This is a genomic window from Hymenobacter jejuensis (assembly GCF_006337165.1).
Lineage (GTDB): Bacteria > Bacteroidota > Bacteroidia > Cytophagales > Hymenobacteraceae > Hymenobacter > Hymenobacter jejuensis.
This window is the reverse complement of sequence record NZ_CP040896.1, coordinates 4759348-4783805: the sequence shown is the minus strand read 5'-3', so window position 1 is coordinate 4783805 and position 24458 is coordinate 4759348. Positions and strand designations below refer to the sequence as shown.

The following is a 24458-nucleotide window of genomic DNA, read 5'->3' as shown; positions in this document are numbered from 1 at the left end:
CGTTATGCCCGCACAACACGCTCGCATTCAGTCAATTGAAGAATACGAAGAGGCCTACCGCCGCAGCACCGAAAACCCCGAACAGTTTTGGGCCGACATTGCTGAGCCTTTTTCCTGGCGCCGCAAGTGGGATACAATCTTGGAGTCGGATATGGTGGAAGGCCACAACAAGTGGTTTAAGGGGGCAAAACTCAACATCACCGAAAATTGCCTCGATCGCCATTTGGCCACGCGCGGCAACAAACTGGCGCTTATCTGGGAGCCTAACGATCCCAAAACCCGCCAGATTCGCTACACTTACCGCGAGCTGCACCAAGAGGTATGCAAGTTTGCTAACGTGCTGCAAAACAACGGAGTAGAGAAGGGCGACCGCGTGTGCATCTACATGCCCATGATTCCGCAGTTGGCGATTGCGGTGCTGGCGTGCGCCCGCGTGGGCGCAGTGCATTCGGTAATTTTCGCGGGTTTCTCGGCCAATGCCATCTCGGATCGGGTGAACGACGCCCAAGCCAGTGTGGTGCTGACTTCCGACGGCCTAAACCGCGGCGACAAGCAGATTCCTGTAAAACGCGTCGTCGACGATGCCCTGCATCATTGCCCCAGCGTGCGCCGCGTCATCGTAACCGAGCACTTGGGCTGGCCCGTCAACATGGTGGAAGGCCGCGACGTGTGGCTGCACGAGGAGCTGGAAGAAGTGGAGAAAACCTCGCCGGCCGAGGAGATGGACGCCGAAGACCTGCTCTTTATCCTCTACACGAGCGGCTCGACGGGCAAGCCCAAGGGCGTGGTGCACACGCAGGCCGGCTACATGGTATGGGCCGATTATACCTTCCGCAACGTGTTTCAGGTCAACGAGAACGATGTATACTGGTGCACCGCCGACATCGGCTGGGTTACGGGCCACACGTACTTGTTGTACGGCCCGTTGCTGAGCGGCGCCACCACGCTCATGTTTGAGGGCATCCCGACGTATCCGAGCGCCGGGCGCTTCTGGGAAGTCATTGATAAACACAGCGTTTCGGTGTTTTACACGGCGCCCACGGCTATCCGGTCGCTGATGGCTACGCCGCTGGATAACGTGTTAAGCTATTCGCTTGATTCACTGCGGGTTCTGGGATCGGTGGGGGAGCCCATCAACGAAGAAGCCTGGCATTGGTACTACACGCACGTAGGCAAAGAGCGCTGCCCCGTGGTGGATACGTGGTGGCAAACCGAAACCGGCGGCATCATGATTTCGGCTTTGGCGGGCATTACGCCCAGCAAACCGGCACGCGCGGGACTACCGCTACCGGGCGTGCAGCCGGTGCTGCTTTCGCAGGAAGGCAAGGAAATTGAGGGCAACGATGAGGAAGGCTACTTGGCCATCAAGTATCCGTGGCCGGGCATCATTCGCACCACCTACGGCGACCACGAGCGGTGCCGCCAAACCTATTTTGCGCCGTATCCGGGGTACTACTTCACCGGCGACGGCGCCCGCCGCGACGAAGAAGGTCTTTACCGCATCATTGGTCGCGTCGACGACGTGATCAACGTATCGGGGCACCGCTTCGGCACGGCCGAAATCGAGAATGCCATCAACCAGAACTCGCACGTGGTAGAAAGCGCCGTAGTGGGCTATCCGCACGACGTAAAAGGGCAGGGCATCTACGCTTACGTGATTTGTCGGGAGAAAATTTCCAAGGAAGAAGCCATCTACGTGGAAGCCAGCATCATCGAAACGGTAGTGGCCGAAATCGGCAAAATCGCCCGTCCCGATAAGATTCAGCTGGTCACGGGGCTGCCCAAAACGCGTTCCGGCAAAATCATGCGCCGCATCCTGCGCAAAGTAGCCGAAGGCGACACCAGCAACCTCGGCGACACCACCACGCTCCTTGACCCGAATGTGGTGGATGAGATTATCGAGGGGAAGAAGTAAGTAATTGATTGCAAGGTGAATACAAAGGCCCTGGCTTATAACCAGGGCCTTTGTATTCACCTTGCAATCAAGCTTTCGGGCTTTACCCTAGGCGATCAACTTATTGATTTGCTGGTAAAATAGTCCCGCTTACTTCTCCAAAACCAATTCGGATGCCATCTTTTTCGGCAAAACCGCGCATCGTGACGGTATCGCCGTCGAGGAGGAATTTGCGCTCCGAGCCATCAGCGAGGGGCAGGGGGCGAGTGCCGCGCCACGTTAGCTCCAGCATCGAGCCCAGCGAATCGGGCGTGGAGCCGCTGATGGTGCCGCTGGCGTAGAGGTCGCCGACTTGCAGGTTACAGCCGTTGCTGGTTTGGTGCGCTAACTGTTGGGCCATGCTCCAATACATGTACTTGAAATTGGAGCGAGAAATTACGGTCTCAGAGCCGCCAGCAGGCTCAATGGCTACTTCTAGGTTGATGTCGAAGTTGGCAGCGCCCGTTTGCCGCAAATACAGCAGCGGTTCGGGCTCTTGCTCGGGCCCCGGCACGCGGAATGGCTCCAGCGCATCCAGCGTCACGATCCAAGGCGACACGCTGCTGCCGAAGCTTTTGCCCAAAAACGGGCCGAGCGGTACGTATTCCCAACTCTGGATATCGCGGGCGCTCCAATCGTTAAACAACACCAAGCCAAATATGTAGTCCTCAGCCTGCTGGATCGGGACGGCGTGGCCGAGCTGGGTAGCGCGCCCGCCGATGAAAGCAACTTCCAGCTCAAAATCCAGCTGCTGCGATGGCCCAAAGGTAGGGGCCGCTGCATCGGGTGCTTTGCGCTGCCCGTTAGGCCGGCGAATGTCGGTGCCACTCACTACAATGCTGCTGGCGCGGCCGTGATAGCCAATCGGGATGTGGCGCCAGTTGGGCAGCAGGGCATTGGCCGGATCCCGAAACATCATGCCCACGTTGGTGGCGTGCTCGATGCTGGAATAGAAATCGGTGTAGTTGCCGGGCCTTACAGGGCGCAGCATTTGCACCTCGCTTTGCCGCACCAGGCAAGTGTGCATGGCTTCCTCGTTGTCACGCAGGGCGGGGTTGTCGTGGCGCAGCAACTCACTGACGCGCTGACGCACGGCCCGCCAGGTCGGGCGACCTAGGCGAATAAAGCTGTTCAGCGAGCGACGACGGAAGACTTTCGGCTGGTTGGTGATGTCCAGATCGTCGAAGAAACCGTATTGGCTAACCGCGTATAGATCAAGTACATAGTCGCCGATGGCCACGCCGGCTCTCGTGCCTCGCTCCGGGGTTTCAAACACGCCAAAGGGCAGGTTTTGAATGGGAAAATCGCTGAGTGGCGAAATATCAATCCAGGAGTGGAGGTCGGGATTATTGGCAGCAAGCATGGCGAGCACAAGATTTGGCGTCGGAGAAAGGCAGTCGGCAAATATAGAAGGGGAGAAGTTTGGAGGCCTATGCGGCTAAAGCTAGGGTTAAAACTAAGCTCCCCTCCTTTTTTAAGGAGGGGCTGGGGGTGGTTCGGCTAGAAGTAGAAACTAGAGCTAGTTGTCGTTCAACGGTTTTTACCACCCCCAACCCCTCCTTGAAAAATGGAGGGGAGCTTAGTTTTAACCCTAGTCCTAAAACTAAAAAAAGACCGCTGCTTAGCGGTCTTTTTTATAAAAATCAGATAATCAAGCAATTATCGAACTTGCCCGGCGGGTTGCTCTTCCATGGGGGTGGCATTGGTGGCCTCCACGCGAATGATTTCGGGCACAGCTTTCTTCACCGATTCTTCCACGCCCGCTTTTAGCGTCATCGGCGACATGGGGCAGGTGCCGCAAGCGCCGAGCAGCTCCAGTTGCAAAACCATGTCATCGGTGATGTTGAGCACGCGCACGTTGCCCCCGTCAGCGGCCAGGTACGGACGAATCGAGTCCAAGGCCTGCTCAATGCGGGGCAACAACGGATGTTCTTCTACGGCAGTGGAATACAGCATACAGGATATACAATCGAGGGCAGGACGAAGTTCGGCATTAAATTGCGGATTGGTGCTGGCGGCGTTGATTTCGCTGATTTTTTAGCTCCTGCGCTTGTTAGTACAGGCTTAATAACCAGTTGAAATCGCCCGAAGCACCGCTGCCTAGCGATTCATTTCTACTACTTGGGTACGGGGTGCCACAGCGTTGCGGATGGATACTTGGCGAGCGAGCTCTTCAGCCAGTTGCTCAAACATTGCGGCCGAAGGCGAGCCTTCCTGCAAGATTGCCGGGGTGCCGTAGTCGCCGTTTTCGCGAATGCTTTGCACCAACGGCAACTGGCCCAACAGCGGCACTTCGTGCTTTTCGGCCAAGGCTTTGCCTCCGCCTTCGCCAAAAATAAAGTACTTATTTTCAGGAAGTTCTGCGGGCGTAAACCAAGCCATGTTCTCCACGATGCCCAGCACCGGCACGTTGATCTGGGGCTGGCGGAACATCTGCAGGCCCTTTTGCGCGTCGGCGAGGGCTACCTTTTGGGGCGTGGTCACGATGAGCGCGCCCGTTACGGGCACCGTCTGCACAAGCGTGAGGTGAATGTCGCTGGTGCCGGGCGGCATGTCGATGAGCAGGTAATCTAGGTCACCCCAATCGACTTCGGTAATGAACTGCTTCAAAGCCGATGAGGCCATCGGGCCGCGCCACACAATTGCGCTTTCAGCCGGAGCCAGGAAGCCAATGCTCATCAGCTTCACGCCGTAGCGCTCGACAGGCTGAATCAGGTTTTTGCCTTCCGGGGTCTGAAATACGTGTGGCCGCGCGTCTTCCACGCCAAACATAACGGGCATGCTGGGACCGGAAATGTCGGCATCCACGAGGCCGACTTTGGCGCCCGTACGAGCCAGCGCAATGGCCAAGTTGGCCGTCACGGTGCTCTTGCCCACGCCGCCTTTGCCTGACGCGATCGCAATGATGTTTTTCACGCCGCTCAATACGGCCGCATTCGCGGCACGCGCGGTGGTCACGCGAGAAGTCAGGTGCACATTCACCGTGGCTTCTTTGTCAACCATCGTATGAATGGCCCGGATGCAGGCGTTTTGAATGAGTTCTTTGAGCGGGCACGCAGGCGTTGTCAGGATGACGGTAAACGACACCGTTTTGCCTTCAATCTGCACGTCCTCAATCATGTTGAGCGTCACGAGGTCTTTGCCCAGATCGGGCTCTTCCACGTAGCTCAGCGCCTTCAGGACGTCTTCTTTAGTAATAGCCATAAGTCAGAAATGCGAAATGCAGTTGCAAAGATAACCCGGAAAACCGGGCAGAAGTTGGTTGAGTTTGTTACTGCTGCGGCCCAAGCTCGCACCTGATGTAAAGCGGTGGGCTTGGCTCCGTACCTTTGCGCTTCCTATGGCCCGTATCCCGAAAGAAACCATTGATCAAATCCTGCACCACGCCGACATCGTGGAAGTGGTGGGCGATTTTGTAAGTCTGAAGCGTAAAGGCCAGAATATGTGGGCCTGTTGCCCGTTTCACCACGAAAAGTCGCCTTCCTTTTCGGTGGCGCCAGCCAAGGGACTCTACAAATGCTTCGGCTGCGGCAAAGCGGGCGGCGTGATTCAGTTCATCATGGACATCGAGGGCACCAGCTACGTGGAAGCCCTGAAGTACTTGGCCAAAAAGTACGGAATCGAGATTCAGGAGGAAGAGAAGACGCCTGAACAGCAACTGGCTCAGAATGAGAAAGATAGCCAATTCATTGTTTCTAACTGGGCCAAAGACCATTATCATAAGCTGCTGCTCAACACCGACGAAGGCCAGAGCATTGGCCTGAGCTACCTGCGCCAGCGCGGCCTCAACCAAACGACCATCCAGACCTTTGAGCTGGGCTACTCGCTCGATCAGTGGGATGATCTGCTGAAAGCCGCGCAGAAGGAAGGGTTTGAAGCTAAATACCTGGAAAAGACAGGTTTAACCATCATCCGGGAAGACGAGCAGGGCAAAGATTCCGGCCGGCGCTACGACCGCTTCCGGGGCCGGGTGATGTTCCCGATTCACAACGTGTCGGGCCGGGTGATTGGCTTTGGAGCGCGTACGCTGAAAGCTAATGACAAGACGGCCAAGTACTTAAACTCGCCGGAGTCGGAGATCTACCACAAGAGCGACGTGCTCTATGGCATGTATCAGGCGCGGCAAGCCATTCGCACCGAAGAGCTGTGCTACTTGGTGGAAGGCTATTTGGATGTGCTTTCCCTGCACCAAGGCGGCATCAAAAACGTGGTGGCCTCGTCGGGTACTTCGCTCACGGAGAGCCAGATACGCCTGATTTCGCGCTATACCGATAACGTAACCGTGCTCTACGACGGCGACGCGGCCGGCATCCGGGCCTCGTTGCGCGGCATCGACTTGATTCTGGAGGGCGGCCTGAACGTGCGCGTGGTGCTGTTTCCCGACGGCGACGACCCCGACAGCTACATCCGCAAAGTCGGCGATCAGCGCTTCAAGGACTACGTCGACGGCAACAGCCAGGACTTTATCTCCTTCAAAACCAACCTCGTAGCCAAAGAAGCGGCCCACGACCCGGTAAAGAAAGCCGAAGCCATTCGGGAGGTGCTGCAAAGCATTGCCAAAGTGCCCGACCCTATTAAGCGGCAGGTATTTTTGCAGCAGACCAGCGGCACATTCGGTATTGACGAGCAGGTACTTATCACGGAGTATAACAAGCTGGTCAAGAATTCCAGCTCCAAGGCAGTCGCTTCGCCTGGCCAGAGCGGTGGGGGCGCCGCAAGCGCTGGGGGGCAGCGTACTGCGGCTGCGCCACGGCCGTTGTCGCCCGACGAGGAGGCCGAAATGGCCATGTACGGTGCCACTCCCGACGACCTTGTAGCGGCTGGTGGCGGTGCCCAGCGGGAGGAGATTGAGCCGCTGCCCGACGTGCTGGCCGATTGTGAACGCGAAATTGTGCGCCTCATGGTGCTCTACGCTTCGCAACCGGTGCAGCCCGAAGTAGGGGTGGCGCACTACCTGTTCAGCCAGCTCGACGACACAACGTTTCGCACGCCGCTCTATGCCGACATGATGCACTTGTGCCGGGAAGAATTGGAGCAGGGCCGCTGGCCCGACGTGCGCACGTTTGTACAGCACGGACGCGGAGATATCCGGCAGTTGGTCAGTGATTTAGCTACAGACAAATACGAGCTGAGCCCCAACTGGACTACCCACCAGATTTACGTGCCGCGCGAACTCGATTTGTTGCAGCAGGCATGCGACAACGCTATTCTGCGGCTCAAAAAAGAGATTGTGCAGCGCGAATTGAGCAAGTTGCAGGAAGAACTGCGCTTGGCGCAGGATGCCGCCGCCGTCGATAAGATATTGGAGGCCCTCATGCTCTACAAGCGCCTCGACAACGAACTCGCCAACCACTTGGGTACCGTGATTCCCCGTGGTACATTGTAAATAGTTGATAATCAATAATATATGCCGAATACTTCTTCCGTAGATAAGCTCGGCGCTGATTTTGCGGCAGAACGAAGCCGGATGGTCAATTTGTGGAAGCGCGCCAACCTCAACCGGTTTTTTCTGGCATTGCTGTTGGCCGTGGTCAGCTTTGCGGCGGGCGTGGTAGGCTTCATGAGCATCGAGGGCTTCAGCTTTGTCGATGCCTTCTACATGACCATGATTACCGTTTCGACGGTGGGTTTCGGCGAGTTACATCCCCTGTCGCCAGACGGGCGGCTGTTCGTCTCCTTTTACATTTTTTTCAACCTGTTGGTCATCGCTTACCTTGTGTCGGTCCTGACCACGTATATCTTTGACGGCGAGCTTCGTACCATCTTCAAAATGTTCAGAACTGATCAGGAAATCCGAAGCTTCGAAGGCCATGTGATTGTGTGCGGATTTGGGCGCAACGGCAGCAAAGCCTGCTCTGAGCTGGTGGCCAGTGGGGCGCGGGTAGTGGTGGTCGAGCAAAATCAGGACCTGTTGCGTGCCGCCAGCGAAAACGGCGAAAGGAGCCTGCCTTCTGTGTTTGGCGACGCCACTTCCGACGAAACCCTGCTGATGGCGGGCGTGGAGCGGGCGCGAGCCCTGATCACGGCTTTGCCCAAAGACGCCGACAATGTATTCGTGGCCCTCACGGCCCGCGAGCTGAACCCCAACATCAAAATCATTGCGCGGGCCAGCCTCAAAACCAGCGAAAGCAAGCTGCTGCGCGCCGGTGCCGACTCGGTAGTGATGCCCGACGAAATCGGGGGCTCGCACATGGCCAACCTGGTGATGCGCCCCGAAGTGATTCGCTTTCTGGAGATGATCAACGGCTTAGGCCCGAACAAGCTTCGTTTGGAAGAGCTGAGCTTCAAGGAGTTGCGCCGCGAATTACAGGGCCGCAGCATCCGCGAGCTGGATGTGCGCTCGCGTACGGGCGCTACGGTTATTGGCCTGAAGCATTTCTCCGGCGAATTTGAAATCAGCCCCAGCGCCGACACGCGCCCTGCCCCCGGCGACGTCCTGTTGCTGTTGGGTACAGAAGCCCAAATTGCCACCCTGGTCACTCAGTTTCGGGCCTAAACGGTAGCGCTTCGGACTGAGGAGTGATGCTGCGTTCTTATTTGTAGTTTTGTTGCTCTTTCGCTCCAAAAAGCCCGTTTTCCCGCCCTCCGTGCACATTCTCCAGCTCTGTCCGCGCGTTCCGTTTCCGCCTCACGACGGTGGGGCCATCGCCATGTACGACGTAACGGCCGGACTAGCACGAGCCGGCCATCGGGTGACGGTGCTGGCCGCCAACACGCCCAAGCACTGGCAAGACGGTAACGTGCTCGACCACCTGCCCAATGTGCGCCTCGTAACGGTGCCCGTCGATACGAGCCTGTCGCCGGTGAAAGCGCTGAAAAACTTGTTGGTGAGCAAGATACCGTACAACGTCGAGCGCTTTATCAGCCCGGCGCTGGCTGATGCGCTAGCACATATTCTGCAAACTGAGCGCGTAGATGTGGTCCAGATCGAGGGAACCTTGGTGGCTTGGTACCTGAAAGTGGTGCGGAAAGCGGCGCCGCATGTGCCCGTCGTGCTGCGGGCGCACAACGTTGAATACACGATTTGGGAAATGCTTGCCCAGCGCGAAACCAATATTGCTAAGTCATTGTATATGAAATACTTAGCAAAAGGCTTAAAGCGCTTCGAGTTCGACTATCTGCCGGAGTTCGATGCCCTTGCGGCCATCACCGAGCCCGATCAGCGGCGGCTGCGCGCGTTGGGCTGCCCCGAGCCGGTGGTGTTTATCCCGGCAGGCGTCGATCTGGAGCGGTTTCAGCCCCATCCTAAGCGTTGCCCCAAGCCCCGCACCCTATTTATGATTGGCTCCCTGAACTGGCTGCCCAATCTGGAGGGCCTCGATTGGTTTCTAGCGAATGTGTGGCCGGAAGTCCACGAGAAAATGCCCGATCTGGAGCTGCACATTGCCGGCAAAGACACGCCGGAGCGCCTAAAGCACCTAGACCACGCCAACGTGATCGTGCACGGCTTCGTCGAATCGGCCGCCGATTTTATGCAGCAATACGAGGTGATGCTGGTGCCACTGCTGTCGGGCGGCGGCATGCGCGTCAAGATTATTGAGGGCATGGCGATGGGTAAGTGCATCATTAGCACAGGGTTAGGCTCGGAGGGGATTCATGTGCGCAACAACCACGACATCATCCTTTGCGACGAGCCCAGCGAATGGGTCGACCGCATTACCCGCTATTACCGGGGCGAAATCAGCGTGCCGCACATGGGCAAGGCGGCCCGCCAAACCATCTGCCGCCTTTACGATAACCAGCGTGTGGTCGAGCGTTTCCAGACCCTATATCAGATTGTGCGCGCCCGCCCCGAAAGCGCGTAAGTTTGCCCTATGAAGCTGCTCGTACTGTTGTCTCGGTTTCCGTATCCCCTCGACAAAGGCGACAAGCTACGTGCGTTTCATCAGCTGCGGTACCTGGCCCGCCACCACGAAATCTGCCTGTTTGCCCTCACCGACGAAGATGTTCCGCAGAGCGCCTACGAGGCCGTAGAGCCGCTCTGTGCGGGCGGCTTGCATGTGCATCGGCTCCGGCGGCCAGGCATTGCCCGCAACATGGCGCGGGCGCTGGCTACGGGGCGGCCATTTCAGGTGGGGTATTTCTACGACAAAGCGGCGCAAGACAAGCTGGACGAGGTGCGCCGACAGTTTCAGCCCGAACATATTTACTGCCAGCTCATTAGAATGGCTGAATACCTGCGCCCGATAGCCGGCCAGGTGCCCATGACCCTCGATTACATGGATGTGTTTTCGAAGGGAATGGAGCGGCGGGCTGAAAAAGCACCGGCTTGGCAACGGCCCGTCTTTGCGCTGGAAGCTGCCCGCCTGCGCGCTTACGAAGCCGCGGCTTTCGAGTGGTTTCGACACCATACCATCATTTCCACGCAAGACCGCGAACTCATCGACCACCCGCGCCGGGAGGATATCCATGTGGTACTCAATGGCATAGACACCCGCTTTTTCCGACCCGTGCAGGTTCGGAAGGAGTACGAGCTGCTGTTCTGTGGCAACATGAGCTACCATCCCAACGTGGATGCGGCCGTTTTTCTGGCGGAGGAAATTCTGCCGCTGGTTCGCCGTGCTCACCCGCGGGCGCGGCTGCTCATTGCCGGCACTACGCCCGCGGCTCGTGTGCAAGCCCTTGCTTCTGAATGCGTTACCATAAGCGGCTGGTTGGCTGATATCCGCGAAGCGTACGCCACAGCGCGGGTGTTTGTGGCCCCGATGCGTACCGGAACGGGCCTGCAAAACAAATTGTTGGAAGCGATGGCCATGCGCCTGCCGTGCGTGACTACTCCCTTGGCCAACAACGCGTTGCGGGGCACGCCCGGTGAGCATTTGCTCGTGGCGCAGTCGGCGGCGGAGCTGGCCGCCAGCATCAGCGAGCTGCTGAGCAAATCGGCCCACGCCGACGCGCTTGCGCGCCGCGGGCTGGCCTTCGTGAGCGAGCACTACAATTGGGACGCGGCCACTTCCCGGCTCGACGCGCTGTTTCGAAAATAACGGCGGCAGACGTTTCCCGCGAAAGCCAGCCCAAGATGGGCAAATCAGCAAAACCCCCGCGAGAAATCGGAACCGCGTAACTTCGCACCTTCGTACGCGGTTGTACATAATATTTGCTCAAAATTCCATGCTTGATTCCATAGAAGACGCTATTGCCGATATTCGGGCCGGCAAAGTTGTGATCGTCGTCGACGACGAAGACCGCGAAAACGAAGGCGATTTCATCTGCGCAGCCCGTTGCGCAACTCCCGAAATCGTCAATTTCATGGCCACCCACGGCCGCGGTCTGGTGTGCGCTCCGCTCGTCGAAGATCGTTGCGAAGAACTGGGGTTGGAGCTGATGGTAGGCCGCAACACGGCCCTGCACGCGACCCCCTTCACGGTTTCGGTCGACCTGCTGAAAAATGGCGTTACTACCGGCATCTCGGCTTCTGATCGCAGCAAAACCATTCTGGCCCTCATCGACCCAACTACCAAGCCGGAAGAGCTGGGCCGTCCCGGCCATATTTTCCCGCTGAAGGCCCGCAAAGAAGGTGTATTGCGCCGCGCCGGACACACCGAAGCCGCCGTAGATTTAGCCCGGCTGGCTGGTTTTGAGCCGGCTGGCGTGCTGGTCGAAATTCTGAAAGAAGATGGCGAAATGGCCCGCCTTCCCGACCTGGAAATAGTAGCCAAGCGCTGGGATCTCAAGCTGATTTCGGTGCAGGATCTGATCAAGTACCGCCTCAAGCAGGAGAGCCTCATCACCCGCGAGATTTCGGTGCAGCTCCCAACTGAATTTGGTGATTTTGAGTTGGTTGCGTTTACCCAACGCTCCAACAATGCCCAGCACTTAGCTTTGGTAAAGGGTGATGTTTCGACCGGAGAGCCCATCTTGGTGCGCGTACACTCCAGCTGCGTCACGGGCGACATCTTCGGCTCTTGCCGCTGCGACTGCGGCCCGCAATTGCACCGCGCCATGTTGCAGGTAGAACGCGAAGGCAAAGGCGTGATTGTGTACATGAACCAGGAAGGCCGTGGTATTGGTTTGCTTAATAAGCTGAAAGCCTACAAGTTACAGGAGCAAGGCCGCGATACCGTGGAAGCCAACCTGGAGTTAGGCTTCGGTATGGACGAGCGCGACTACGGCGTGGGCGCGCAAATTCTGCGTGATTTGGGCATCACCAAAATGCGCCTGCTCACCAATAACCCACGCAAGCGGACCGGCCTGTTGGGCTACGGCCTGGAAGTAGTTGATACTGTGCCTATTGAGATCGAGCCCAACGAGCACAACGAGACATACCTTACCACCAAGCGCGACAAGCTCGGCCACACCATCCTGAGCAAGATGCGGCCCGTAATAGCAGCCTCCAATACGGCCGAAAAAGAATCCTAGGAACGGATGCGGGCGGTACGCGTATTTGGATTATCTTTCCTTAGCTATGAAAAATCTGCGTTCCGCCCTATCCATTGGCTTTGCGGTGCTGTTGTTGAGCCTCGTTGGCCCAGCCACGGCTGAGGCACAGCGCTCGGCTGGCAGCTATGTGCAGAACTTTGCCGGCGGTACCGTGCTGCTTGCTACGGGTGATACCATCGAAGGCCCCATTTCGCTGCATCGCACGGAAGATGTAGTGCTCGTGACGATGCCCAACAACACGGTCAGCACCTTGTCGGCGGTGGCCATCCAGAGCTTTGCTGTGAAAGGGGAGCGCCTCGACCGGCGCCGCGATTCGTATTACTACGACGACTTTTACGACGCCCGGCGCGGGTATTACTACGGCAACCCGGCTTTCTACAACATGCCGCCGCCCCGCCACCGCGAGCAGCCCGATACCAGCTTGGTGCGCGTGTTTCGCACGTATCGCTGGAACCACGACAACGATTACAGCGACTTCAAATCACCGGCTTTCTTCGAGCAACTCAGCAACGGGCCTACGATTCTGTTGCGGCGCGAGGCCCTGGTACAGCGCCCGGTTTCCTACGGCAGCCCATACGGCTATGGGTACGGCTACGGCGGCGCTTACCCATACGGAATGCCGCGTTCGACGGGGTATTACACCGAAATAAAGGACAATTTCTACCTCGGGACCCCGCAGGGAAATGTATTGCCGCTGCGCAATCCGAAGAAGGATTTGCTGGCCGCTTTCCCCAAACAGGCCCACCAGATTGAGCAGTACGCCAAGGAAAACAAGCTCAGCTACACCAACGCCCGCGAGCTTGCTTTCCTGGTCAATTATGCCAATTCGCTGGCTAAGCCTCAATAGCGGTGCAACGCGATGGCTAAGGTAAACTATTGTTTAATAAGCTATTATAAGTCGCGGTTGCGTAGCAAAGCGTAGCTGAGCAGCCAGAAAAGTCCGATGTAGCCGATTGCGAAGGGCAAGGCTTCCGTGGCCGTAAACGAGCCGTTGGGGCCGGTCACGGTGTCGAGCATTTCCTGGCCCGGCGTAGGCGTGAGACTGGCCAGGATCTTCATCGGGAAAAAGCGGTCCAGCTCGTCGGGCAGCGAGAACCGGATGAGCGGTTCGACCACCCAGGAATACAGCAAAAACAGCAGAATGGCCGCTCCGCTCCGGCGGATCAGGAAGGCCAGCAGCGCCGCCAGCGCCAAATACCCCAGCGCCTGCACGGCGTATAAAGCCACGGCGCTCAGGTTGGTAGTAGCTGCGGCGGCCGTTTCCGGCGCCCGCGTCAGGCCGAAGTAAAACCCAATGATGAGCACAGCCGTCGTTCCGAATAGCGTTAGCAGCGCCGATACGGCCATTTTTCCCTGAATCAAGTCGAGGTGCGACGCGCCGTTAATGACCTGCTGCCGGAAAGTGCGGAACTGAAATTCGTCGGTAATCAGAATGATGAGCAAGATGCTCAGCAGCATGTTAAAATAGCTGGCCGCGTACGACAGCTTGCTCCATACTGCCGGAAACGCATACAGCGTCTGGCCCACGCGTTGCCCGTTGATCACGACGTTTCCGCCTACCGAAACAAAAATGGCCAGCAACACCGCGTATAGCACCAAAATAACCCAGGCAGTGCGGTAGGGAAGGAGTTTGCGTAATTCAGCGCGAAGCATTTCGGAGAAGTAAAATTTGAGCACAATCAATCATATTCATAAATGATTGATTGTTAATAAGTTGTGTTAAGGGTGTTATTTGCCCGTAAGCTCCAGGAATTGCGCTTCCAGGCTGCGGTGGCGCATCTCTAAACCGGCGACGGCTACGTTATGGGCAAACAAAGCCCGGTTCAGCTCGGCGGGACTAAGGCCGGCCGCCAACACCACGCTCACGCTGCCGTCGGGGGCAGGCTTGATGTCCGACACCCACGGAATGTGGCTGAGCGCCTGCTGCAATTCGGGGAGGGCTGCGGCGGAGGACGGCCGCAGCAACACCCGGTCAGTAGCGTTGAGAATGCTGCTTACGGGGCCGGCAGCGCGTAATTCGCCGCGTTGGAGCACTGCTACGTGCGTGCACACCTTCTCGATTTCGTCGAGCAAATGGCTGGCCAACAGGATGGTTTTGCCTTGCTGAGCGAGGCGCTGCACCAGCGTCCGGACTTCGGCAATGCCTTGTGGGTCGAGGCCGTTGGTGGGCTCATCGAGCACGAGTACTTCCGGGTTGCCCAGCAGCGTGGACGCCAGCGCCAAGCGTTGTTTCATGCCCAGCGAAAAACCCGAAAAGGCATCGCGCTGACGCTGAGCAAGATCCACGGCTTCCAGGGCTTCGTCAACGCTTTTCGCATCGGCCCCTTTTACCTCGGCGGCGAGCAATAGATTTTGCCGGGCCGAGAGGTAAGGAAAGAAATTAGGCGTTTCGAGCAAGGCCCCAATCCGGCGCCGGCTGGCGGGCGTGGGCGCTTGCCCAAACCAACGCACCGTGCCCGCCGAAGCCCGCAACACGCCCAGCGCAATGCCCAACGTAGTGGTCTTGCCGCTGCCGTTGGGCCCCAGCAACCCGTACACGCTGCCGGCTTCGACTTGCAGATTGAGGCCCCGCAACGCCGTTGTAGGCCCGTAGTGCTTCGTCAGATTTTCGAGTTCGAGAACAGCAGCCATTTATTGAGTGAGAGTGGAAAATTGCAACTCAGTGAGTTTTGAAATTATGCTTGATAACTTCTTGGAGAAATTGATGATTTACTAATTGGGCTTATAATAATTTGATTAACAATATATTACGTATTAATAATTAATTCTCTGGTGAAGCTGGTAGTACGCCATTTTGCCAGCGCACTACTGGGTACCGCAAATGTGACTTTTCGTAGTAGGGCGAGTGGCGGTACACAAAATCGAGTTGGGCTTGGGCGCTTTTGGCGAAGGCGGGATCGGCTTGGCGGCGGGCTTCGAGCTGCTGCCGAAGGTTCGGGTCGCGGCGCAGCAAGTCGGCAGCCAAATCTTCAAAAACGTAGTCGGAGAAGTATTCCTTCTGCTGCAAAATGCTGTCGAAAAATCCCCAGGCAAAGAACGAGTCGGTGGCTTGGGGCTCCAGCGTTTCGATGAGGTAACGGGCCGCGGGCTGGTTGAGCCACGCCACAAAATCGCCTTTCCGGAGAGTAAGTTGCTGCTGTTCTGTCCGCAGCTTTACCTGACTGTGCAGGTAATGGCCTTCGTAGGGGCGCGCCCCGGTTTTGTAATCGTCGATGTAATAGACTTCGGCCGTTAGCACAGTGTCGCGGGTAAGGCGTTGGAGCTGCACATTCGACGAGCGCAAGCGATCCAGCACGTCGGCCCACGCCTGTGGGATGAGGTAGGCCGCCGGCCGCTGCGCCGTAGCCGTCGGGCGATAGGTGTTAAAAAACTTTACTGGCCGCGTAAACGGCGCCTTTCGGTCGTAATACAGACGCGGCAAGCCACTGACTTCGCTGGTTTTGGTGCGCCCCTCATACCCACGAAAATTGACCTTGTCAGCGGCTGTTGTATCGAGCTCCCAACTCAATGGAAATTCGGCTTGGGTCAGAACTTGTTGATTAGCAGTGTTATGCGCCTGTGCAATCTGGGCGGCGTCGCGGTGAACGGTGTGGACGAGCAAATCCAGAAAAGCGTAGGTGGTGTGCACGCGCGGCGCAAATGCTTTCCACATATGCGTTTCGGTCATGAACCCAATCGTATTGAACAACGTGGTATAGCCCGTCGAGTAGCGCGGCGTTTCCAGAAAGCCGTGCAGCCCGCTTTCCGGCGTGCGGCCTTCAAAATCGACGTAGGGCGTCAGCGGCCACTTCTTTTTCTCCATGCCCGCGTACAGCGTCGGGAGCAGGTGCTGCTGCATGTACTGGCTTAAGGCCGGATGCAGCTTATCCTTCTGCGTGTCGATGAGCGTCATGGTGTACTGATAATCAGCACCATCGGAAGTGTGCGTATCCACGAATACATCGGGCTGCCAGCGCTGGAAAAGCTGGGCGAAGGAGCGGGCATTGCGCGAATCCTGCTTGATGTAGTCGCGGTTTAGGTCGAGGTTGCGGGCGTTGCCACGAAAACCGTACTCGCGCGGGCCGTTTTGGTTGGCTCGGCTCGTTGCGGAGCGATTCAGCATGCCGTCGATGTTATAGGCCGGAATGATAACCAGCGTCACGTCTTCGAGTTGGCGGCGCAACTCCTTCTTCTGCACGTAGTCGCGCGCCAGCATCATCGACGCATCAATGCCTTCCGGCTCGCCGGGGTGTATGCCATTCTGAATCAGGAGGATGCGTCGGTTTTTGCGGCGCACCGAAACAGGGTCAGCGTCGCCGTCGAGCGAGATCACAACTTCGTGCAGAGGTTGTCCAATGTCGGTTGGCCCCACTTCCCGCATCGTGATTTCGGGATAAGCGGCATCGAGGCGCTGGTAATAGGCAATGCACTCGGCGTAGGTAGCGGTGGTGTTGCCGTCGCCTTTTTCGAAAGGCGTGCGCCAGTCGGTAGCAGGTGCAGCAAAGAGGAGCGAAGAGAGCAGAAACGCGAACATAGTGGGCTAAAGGTAAGCGCCCCACCACACAAAGTTCGACCGGCAAGTTGGCACAAGATGTTAGGCTGTTTGCCTAAGTAAGCGCAACTGCCAGCTAATCAGCGAATTATGCTTCGCCGCAACGGACGAATAGTTCAGAGTTACCCTTTTGAGTAAGTTCTTGATTACCAGACTAATACAAGCGGCGCGGACCTGGGAACAGCATTTGGTCGAGGCTGTATTTGCCGGGACCTGCCAACAAGAGCCCCAGGAACAAAAAGGCCGCTTCCAAGGCGTGGGAATAGGTGTTGAAATCGTCGCCCTTGCTCAGGTGTGTAATGGTAGCCATAATCATGGTGCCGAGCAGAAAGGCGCAGGCGATTCGAAAAAACAGGCCCAGTGCGAGCAATTGCCCACCTACGGCCTCGGCCACGGCGGCCAAGAAACCCCACATGGCCGGGGCAAAATCCAACCCAATCAGCTTCATCGACGTGCCAATCTGCGCCCACATCGTGGGTCCCCCGATCAGTTTCGGGTAGCCGTGAATCGTGAACATGATGCCAATTCCTACACGCAACAGCAACAAACCCAGATCGTGAGTGCGGTACCGGTTTTCGAACAGTATCATAGGCAAAAGTGGGAAAGAAGTAAAGCAGCGGCTAGGGCGAAGTGAATATTGGAGTATTCTTAGGCTATTGTAATTGCCAAAGTACACAAATGCTGCAAAACCTATCTATCATCGGACGACGATTACGCCTGTAATGCGGGTAGCGGGCGGAATATCCGCGGAGCTCATATCGCTGGAGTGCTTGGCAGGCAATGATTTCTCGTCCAGAATCCAGCCGATACGCATGGTGCCCGAAATGGCTACATAATCCTGCTCGTTGAAGCGAACCCGGGTGAGGCCGTACGTTTGCCGGGCTGCTCCGAAGGGCGAGCCTACCCCAATGCCCTCCGCCGTGCGGTACTGAGGGTCACGAATGCGGATGCGCCGTAGCCGGTAGCCTTCTTTTTCGGATCCATCCATTTCCAGGATGGTTGGCGGAGCGCTCGGCTCTTGGGCGTCGCGCATTTCGTAGGCTGGGTAGGTAGCGCCTTGGTACTGATAACTGGTCTTGGTCAGTTGACTGACCGGAACGAGAGCCAGCAGGCCTTTCTCGGTTTGGTTGAGACGTAAGCGGCCTACCCGCCCCGGACTAATCAGGTGCAGTGAATCGGGCACGTTGGCGTTGGCTGCCAAGCGTTGCGCGGCTGCGGCCGGATCGGTAGCCGTGTTGCCCGCCTCGAAAGGCGTTCCGGCACTGCCCGAAGAAGCCGGCGTACGGCCGGTGGGCGAGTCGCAGGCCGCGAGGCCGCACGCAAGAAATGCCGCCCAGGCTGTGGCGCGGTAAGTAGGTGATAGACACTGCATAGGCGCTTTCATACGCAAGCCACGCCCACACCGTTCAGAAAGCCATTTAGGCCGCTCAACCGTTGCCGTGGGCTTGCGTACCTTTGCCGTGCCTTTTCACCTCAAAACAAGCTGCCCGTGACTGCTAAAACTCGCAAACCGCTGATTCTGATTTCCAACGACGACGGCATCACGGCCCCCGGTATTGCCACGCTGGTGCGCGTGATGAAGCGCATTGGGGAAGTGGTGGTAGTGGCGCCCAATTCGCCGCAATCGGGTATGGGCCACGCCATTACGATTGGCGAGCCCCTGCGCCTCGACCCCAGCACCATCTTCGAAGGCATTGAGGCCTACGAGTGCAGCGGCACGCCCGCCGACTGCGTGAAACTGGCCAAGAATGTGGTGCTCCGCGACCGACGCCCTGATCTGGTGGTGTCGGGCATCAACCACGGCTCCAACTCGTCGGTGAACGTGCTGTATTCGGGTACCATGTCGGCGGCCATCGAGGCGGCCATTGAGGGGCTGCCGGCCATCGGGTTTTCGCTCTGCGACTACGGCCACCTCATCGATTTTTCGCACACCGAAAAGTGGATTGAGCACCTCACGCGCCAAGCCTTGGAGCACGGCGTTCCGTTCGGTACGGCCCTGAATATCAATATTCCCAAGATATCTGATCAGCCCATTGCCGGCGCTCGCTTGTGCCGGCAGGCGCGCGCCAAGTGGCAGGAAAAGTTTGACTTACGCCACGATCCGCACAAGCGCCCGTATTACTGGCTTATCGGAAATTTCGTAAACGAAGACCAAGGCAACGACACCGACGAGTGGGCGCTGGCCAACAACTACATTTCGGTGGTGCCTTGCCAGTTTGACCTCACAGCGTTGCACGGCATGGCTCAGATGAACGAAAACTGGGATTTGAGCTTGAGCGGCGGCTACGAAACCCGCGTGGCGGATGCGCATGCTCCCCGCATCGGGAGCGCGTCACCAGCAAATCCAGGCCGCGAAAAGGCTCCGAAAAAATAAGCTCCTGCGTAGTTCGACGAGCACAAAAAAGCCCTGGCAGTGCTGCCAGGGCTTTTTGCGTTAGGACTTCTATCGGGCACGGGTGGATTTGGTGGAGGCTTTGCGGGTGGGGGAAGTATGAACAGCCAACACACGTTTGGGCTCTCCTGCGGTCCGGGCCGATTTACGGACCACCGGCACGAATGCCTTGGCCGTGGGCGGGTGGGTTCGCGGGTACAGGAGCGCCGCGAGCACCAGGAAAATTCCGAGTGCCAGCACCCCAAGCAGGAGGGGGAGTTTTCTCATGAAAAGCATAAAGCAGATTGCGCCTCTAAGCTAGCCTTCGGAAGATGAAGGCGATGTGAAATATCGGGGATAAATGAAAAGGATATTATTTTATAATATATTGATAATCAAGTAATTGTGTAACTACAAAAGCCCTGATTGTGCATCAGGGCTTTTGTATAGTTGGCAACGCAAAAGCGAGGGTTACATGCCCTGCTTCGTAGTGGTCTTGACGGCGGTTACCTTCTTGTGCGCGTGCGCCGTGCCGGCATGCTTCATCACGGGCTTGGTCGAAGTTTTGGTCATCGACGACGACTTGGTCTGGCCGCTGGGCGTTTTCATTTCCTTGGTCTGGGTGGCCGTTTTCTGGGTGCCATTTGCCGAGGAAGAAGTCGAAGTAGAAGCAGTTTTGGACTGCGTGGTTTGAGCGAAGCCAGCCAGCGACAAAGTAAGGGCGGCGAGCAGAACGATGGACTTTTTCATGGGGTGGGAAAATAGGATGGAAGGAAAGGAAATATAGCCTCAAGATAGCTCCTCCATTATGAAGAATAAGTGAGGTTACGGCTTGTCAGTCAGGTAAATAAAAGCTTAAACGTAGTCCCTTTGCCCAGCACCGATTCCACGCTCAGTACAGCTTTGTGAAACTCGGCAATGGTCTTGGCGATGGGCAGGCCCAGGCCATAACCTTCCGGCGAAGCCGCCCCCGAATTGAACCGCCGAAACCGATCGAAGAGGTGCGGCAGATGCTCGGGCGCAATGCCTGGCCCGCTGTCTGTGACGCTGAGCAAGTAGCCCTTGGCCTGCATGGCGCCCTGAATGGTAATGCTGCCGCCCCAATGGTTGTATTTGATGGCGTTGCTGATCAGGTTGAAGAGCAGCGTAAACAGCAGCGTGCGGTTGGCCGCCGTCAGCACGTAATCGGGTTTCAGGTCGACCAGCAGCTTTAGTTCGCGCTGGGCCAGACGGTCTTCCAGCTCGTTGGTGACGTCGGCCAGCACCGCCGCCAACGATACCGACTCGTCGCGCAGATATTGCTCGTTTTCGATGTTGGCGATGAGCAGCAGGGTTTTGACCGTATTGCGCAGGCGGTAAAGCGTCTTCTGCGAATCCACGATTTTGAGCGAGTGCGCGTGGCCCAGCTCGGGGTCTTGCAGCATGTTCTCAAACCGCGATTGCAGGATGCTCACCGGCGTAAGCAACTCATGCGAAACGTTGGACATGAATTCGCGCTCCTTTTCAAACGCCGACTGAATCGTGCGCATCATCTCGTTAAGGCTGTCGTCGAGGCGCCGGAAGTCGGTGGTAGTAGTCGGAATGGACTCGAACGGAAAGGCCGACGGGTGGTGTACGCCCTGAAGCTTTTGCGAAATCAGGCGGCGCAATGGGCTGAGCAGGTAGTGCGAAAAAGCCGCGTCGGTGATCACCGTCAGCAGCGCCCCCACAATGAGCACCCACAACGCCATGTGCCGGAGCGTGGCCGTGAGCAGCTCCACCGTGGCCAGGCTGCTCCCGATTTCCAGGCGGTAGGGGCGGCCTTTGGCCCGAAACTCGGAGCTCAAAATCCGGAAATCTTCGATCTCGTTGCCCACCTGCCGCGGCTCGTTGAAGATGTGGACAGCCTGATCGGGCGCTTTGGCCGTGGGCAGCGGCGAAAGGGTGATGTATTCCTGCTTGAGCAGGTTGTAATCGGCGTAGGTTTCGTCTTGCTCTTCGCGCACAAACGCCGTGATGCCGTCGCGCTTGATGAGGTTGAGCACCTCGGCCTGCTTCTCGTACAGCCGCTGGTCCGTGTGCCCCACCGCCACCCGGCTCACCACCGGCGGAATCACCAACGCGCCCGTCAGCACCAGCAGCAGCTTCGAAAGCGCATTGAAAAGAGCCTGTTTTGCTTCGAGACGCAATGTGTTGGTTACTAAATGGTTATATAAAAGAAACTCCCCTCCTCAGCCGAGGAGGGGACGCGGCAGCGAAGCTGCCGCTGGGGTGGTTGGCTCGTTGCTGATGTTATTTAGTATGAGTAATAAACCGTAGGAGGTCATGCGCAGCGTAGCACCTCTGCTAATTAGTAACTCAACGAAGCGGGAGAGATGCTTCGCGCTCGCTCTGCATGACCACTTTCATTGGGAAGCAGCTAAACAACCAAACAACGCCGTTACCACCTCGCCTTGCGGGCACCCCTCCTTGAAAAAAGGAGGGGAATTCTAATTTCCGCGCGGTTTGCTTTTCAGCTTTGATTCTCCGGCTGCACTACCCGGTAACCGATGCCGCGCACGGTTTCCAGGAAGTCGGTGGGCGCGTATTGGCTGAGTTTTTTGCGGATATTTTTGATGTGCACGTCGATGTAATTGGAGTCCGAGTCGTCTTCGAGCACGTTGCCCCAGAGGTGTTCGCCAAGCTGAAGGCGCGTGAGCACGCGGTTTTTGTGCAGCAGCAAGTAGTGTAGCAGGTCAAACTCCTTTTTTGTGAGCACGACTTCGTTGCCTTCGTGGCGCAGGGTGCGGCCCGTGACATCCAAGTGGAAGCCCTGGCCGAACGTCATTTCCTGCCGCTTTAGTCCGAATTTGCGGCGCGTGATAGCCTGCATCCGGCTCAGTAACTCCAAGAGGGAGAAGGGCTTAGGTAGGTAGTCGTCGGCGCCTAGATCGAGGCCTTTGATGCGGTCGTCGAGGGCACCGCGGGCGGTAAGGATGATGAAAGAGGCGTCCTGGTTTTCGTTTTCGCGGGCTTCCCGCAGCAGACTTAAGCCATCGCCGTCGGGCAGGCCCAAGTCGAGCAACACGAAATCATAGCTGTTCACAAAAATCTTTTCCGAAGCCTCAGCGTGCGTATAGGCCGAGTCGCAGAGGTATTGCGCTTGCGTCAGGAACTGCCGCACCTCTTGGTGCAGGCTTTTTTCGTCTTCAACAATCAGGACGTGCATAGCAAAGCGAGGGGATTGATACGGGTTTTCACCACAACATACGCATAGCAGCTGTGAAGAGGGGATGAAGGGCAATCCCTAGCACGGACTTAGTGTTCATTTCCAGCAGCTTGCATAGCTCGTTGAGGGACAGCTGACTACAAAGCTTGCGCAGTGGTCCTATTGCTTCAGATACGCGCCCAACTCCGAAATTGAGCCGATGCCCAATTGTGCAGCCTGCTGCTGACGCATCAATAACGCGTAGGTGTTGTTAAAACCCAACGGCGTAAGCCATTCTAAATCAAAACGTTGCCGAAAGCGTTGCTGCACATAGCGATACACCGCCTGCGGATCGCCACCCAGCGAGTCGAGCGTTGCGGGCGAGGGCTGAAGCAGCACCAGCAGCCCCGTGCCCGTATATTCGGGATAGAGGTCGATGGCGCCGGTGCGCAGCGCTTCGAAGCAAATGTTGGTGCCGCCCAGGCCGGTTTTGGTTTTTACATCGAGCGACGTGTAGCCGCGAATAAGGGCCGCGTACATCTCAGCCAGAATGTATTGCTCGGCAAAGATCTTGGAACCCAACACGATAGCAGGTCCGCTTATTGGCTGCGGCGCGCGCCATAGCCCCCTCTGGCGCAAAAAAGCCAGCGCTACGGCACGCGGTTCGTGGTGGAGGTAATCGACCTGGTAATTCAGATCCGTCATCACCGAATCGTTGATTTGGCCGGCCAGCATTTCCAGCACCGCACGCAATTCGGGATGATCGGCCAGCACCTGCGGGCGCACCACGGGAGCAGCGAAATACGGCGGAAACGCCCGGCGGTCGTCGCGGAGCACGCGCAGGTGATAGGCCTTGATGCGGCCGTCGGTGGAATAGCCGTCGATCAGGTCGACGTCGCGGTGGCGAGCGGCTTCGTACACGAGGGCCGGGGCCAGGATTACGTTCGTGGGCTTTAAGCCGTACGTCTGGCGCAGGCCCGGCAACCCGTCGGCGCGGCCTACAAATTCCGGACTAAACCCCGCCAACAGCTTGCTGGTTGCGCGCGGCAACAAATACAGGCCCGCCAACACCGGCAACGCCACCAGCAGCACCGCGCCCACGCGCACCAGCCGTCGCACCGAAAGGCGCTGCAAGCCCGCCAGCGCCGCATCGAAAACCAAGGCCAGCGCCGCAGCCGGAATCGCGCCGGCCAGGATCATGGCGGGGTTGTTCAGGGCGATGCCGCCAAAAATGAACTCGCCCAACCCGCCCGCTGCGATGTAGGCCGCTAGCGTTGCTACACCCACATTGATGACCGTGGCCGTGCGAATACCCGCAAATAGCACCGGCAGCGCCAGCGGCAGCTCCACGCGCCTCAGAATCTGCCAGTTCGTAAGTCCCAGACCGCGAGCCGCTTCCACTACGGCCGGACTCACGCCCTGCACGCCCGTCAGCGTGTTGCGCACAATCGGGAGCAGCGAATACAGGAACAGCGCGAAAATGGCCGGCTTCGGCCCGATGCCCATCGCCGGAATCAGGAAGCCCAGCAGCGCAATGCTCGGGATGGTCTGCAACACGCCCGTCAGGCCCAGCACCGCCGGGGCCCAACGCGGCTTCCGGGTCAGAAACAGCCCCAGCGGCACGCCCACCAGCACGCCCAGCAGCAGCGAAGCCGCCGTGAGGCCAATGTGCTGCACGGTTTGTTGCGCTAGCTTGTCGGCCTGCGCGTGCCAGAAGGCAAAGAGTTCAGTGAGGGTTTGCACGCGGCTTTTTGGGGTTGAATCTGGGTACGGCCAAGTTGGTTGCCTCGGTGAAAATTAAGCTGCTAAAACGGAAATGCGGTGAGTTATGACTATTGCCACAGCACCTGCTGTCGTGGCAGTGGGCTGGGATATATCAGTACTACTTTGCAAGCGTGCCAGCAAGGGAGTGGTTAAGCTATTTTAATTACAGTCTCGACTCCATCTATTTCTTTAATAAAAGCTGTTATCCATTGACCTTTGTCATAAGTGTCTAATTCTTTTCTAGTTATAGGATTAATTAAATTATGTTTTTTATAAAATAAATGCTCCATTATATAAAAGACTTTTCCGCTTT

General features: G+C 57.4%; 20 protein-coding genes. 8 read left to right on the top strand and 12 right to left on the bottom strand.

The annotated features are described in order from the left end of the window. The first annotated feature begins 4 nt into the window (after window positions 1-4). Window positions 5-1915: an acetate--CoA ligase gene (gene acs, locus FHG12_RS19705; RefSeq protein ID WP_139517418.1), complete on the top strand. Its 1911-nt coding sequence runs from the start codon at window positions 5-7 to the stop codon at window positions 1913-1915. Between the two features lie 100 nt (window positions 1916-2015). On the opposite strand, the gene fahA is transcribed toward acs, so the two are convergent. The 3 genes from fahA to FHG12_RS19690 all read right to left on the bottom strand — a co-directional run bounded on the left by fahA (window position 2016) and on the right by FHG12_RS19690 (window position 5137). Beyond that, on the bottom strand, window positions 2016-3296 hold the full coding sequence (fahA, locus tag FHG12_RS19700; protein ID WP_139517417.1) for a fumarylacetoacetase: 1281 nt from the start codon (window positions 3294-3296) through the stop codon (window positions 2016-2018). Window positions 3297-3592: 296 nt separating this feature from the next. Further along, window positions 3593-3889 (bottom strand): NifU family protein, encoded by a 297-nt coding sequence (locus tag FHG12_RS19695; RefSeq protein WP_139517416.1) that lies wholly within the window; start codon window positions 3887-3889, stop codon window positions 3593-3595. A gap of 144 nt (window positions 3890-4033) precedes the next feature. Then, window positions 4034-5137, bottom strand: a complete 1104-nt coding sequence (locus FHG12_RS19690) for an Mrp/NBP35 family ATP-binding protein (protein ID WP_139517415.1) — start codon at window positions 5135-5137, stop codon at window positions 4034-4036. Between the two features lie 136 nt (window positions 5138-5273). Between FHG12_RS19690 and dnaG the strand changes: the two genes are divergently transcribed. The 6 genes from dnaG to FHG12_RS19660 all read left to right on the top strand — a co-directional run bounded on the left by dnaG (window position 5274) and on the right by FHG12_RS19660 (window position 13160). Then, the gene (gene dnaG, locus FHG12_RS19685) at window positions 5274-7319 is read left to right on the top strand and encodes a DNA primase (RefSeq protein WP_139517414.1); all 2046 of its coding nucleotides are present in this window, start codon (window positions 5274-5276) and stop codon (window positions 7317-7319) included. A 21-nt stretch (window positions 7320-7340) separates the two neighbouring features. Next, window positions 7341-8429, top strand: coding sequence for a potassium channel family protein (locus tag FHG12_RS19680; protein WP_230471208.1), 1089 nt, complete (start codon window positions 7341-7343; stop codon window positions 8427-8429). Window positions 8430-8520: 91 nt separating this feature from the next. Next, window positions 8521-9738, top strand: coding sequence for a glycosyltransferase family 4 protein (locus FHG12_RS19675; RefSeq protein ID WP_139517413.1), 1218 nt, complete (start codon window positions 8521-8523; stop codon window positions 9736-9738). A gap of 9 nt (window positions 9739-9747) precedes the next feature. Next, on the top strand, window positions 9748-10917 hold the full coding sequence (locus tag FHG12_RS19670) for a glycosyltransferase (RefSeq protein WP_139517412.1): 1170 nt from the start codon (window positions 9748-9750) through the stop codon (window positions 10915-10917). A gap of 127 nt (window positions 10918-11044) precedes the next feature. Continuing rightward, window positions 11045-12292, top strand: coding sequence for a bifunctional 3,4-dihydroxy-2-butanone-4-phosphate synthase/GTP cyclohydrolase II (locus tag FHG12_RS19665; protein ID WP_139517411.1), 1248 nt, complete (start codon window positions 11045-11047; stop codon window positions 12290-12292). A 46-nt stretch (window positions 12293-12338) separates the two neighbouring features. After that, complete coding sequence (locus tag FHG12_RS19660) at window positions 12339-13160, top strand: hypothetical protein (protein ID WP_139517410.1); 822 nt, start codon at window positions 12339-12341, stop codon at window positions 13158-13160. 44 nt (window positions 13161-13204) lie between these two features. On the opposite strand, the gene FHG12_RS19655 is transcribed toward FHG12_RS19660, so the two are convergent. The 5 genes from FHG12_RS19655 to FHG12_RS19635 form a co-directional block, all read right to left on the bottom strand. Then, window positions 13205-13966 (bottom strand): ABC transporter permease, encoded by a 762-nt coding sequence (locus FHG12_RS19655; protein ID WP_139517409.1) that lies wholly within the window; start codon window positions 13964-13966, stop codon window positions 13205-13207. A 75-nt stretch (window positions 13967-14041) separates the two neighbouring features. Next, complete coding sequence (locus FHG12_RS19650) at window positions 14042-14944, bottom strand: ABC transporter ATP-binding protein (protein ID WP_139517408.1); 903 nt, start codon at window positions 14942-14944, stop codon at window positions 14042-14044. Window positions 14945-15074: 130 nt separating this feature from the next. Beyond that, entirely contained in the window at window positions 15075-16826 is a 1752-nt protein-coding gene (locus tag FHG12_RS19645; RefSeq protein WP_139517407.1) for a M14 family metallopeptidase, read from the bottom strand. Window positions 16827-16998: 172 nt separating this feature from the next. Continuing rightward, window positions 16999-17433, bottom strand: a complete 435-nt coding sequence (locus FHG12_RS19640) for a DoxX family protein (RefSeq protein ID WP_139517406.1) — start codon at window positions 17431-17433, stop codon at window positions 16999-17001. A 108-nt stretch (window positions 17434-17541) separates the two neighbouring features. Further along, a complete protein-coding gene (locus tag FHG12_RS19635; protein WP_139517405.1) occupies window positions 17542-18216 on the bottom strand; it encodes a hypothetical protein in 675 nt (224 codons plus the stop codon). 117 nt (window positions 18217-18333) lie between these two features. Between FHG12_RS19635 and surE the strand changes: the two genes are divergently transcribed. Next, complete coding sequence (gene surE, locus FHG12_RS19630) at window positions 18334-19218, top strand: 5'/3'-nucleotidase SurE (protein ID WP_139517404.1); 885 nt, start codon at window positions 18334-18336, stop codon at window positions 19216-19218. Between the two features lie 468 nt (window positions 19219-19686). Here surE and FHG12_RS19625 read toward each other — a convergent pair whose 3' ends face one another. From FHG12_RS19625 to FHG12_RS19610, 4 genes are all read right to left on the bottom strand, one after another. Beyond that, entirely contained in the window at window positions 19687-19965 is a 279-nt protein-coding gene (locus FHG12_RS19625) for a hypothetical protein (RefSeq protein WP_139517403.1), read from the bottom strand. 89 nt (window positions 19966-20054) lie between these two features. Continuing rightward, on the bottom strand, window positions 20055-21383 hold the full coding sequence (locus FHG12_RS19620) for a sensor histidine kinase (RefSeq protein WP_139517402.1): 1329 nt from the start codon (window positions 21381-21383) through the stop codon (window positions 20055-20057). Window positions 21384-21706: 323 nt separating this feature from the next. Next, complete coding sequence (locus FHG12_RS19615) at window positions 21707-22402, bottom strand: response regulator transcription factor (RefSeq protein WP_139517401.1); 696 nt, start codon at window positions 22400-22402, stop codon at window positions 21707-21709. A gap of 159 nt (window positions 22403-22561) precedes the next feature. Further along, the gene (locus FHG12_RS19610) at window positions 22562-24124 is read right to left on the bottom strand and encodes an ABC transporter permease/substrate-binding protein (protein WP_139517400.1); all 1563 of its coding nucleotides are present in this window, start codon (window positions 24122-24124) and stop codon (window positions 22562-22564) included. Window positions 24125-24458 lie beyond the last annotated feature (334 nt).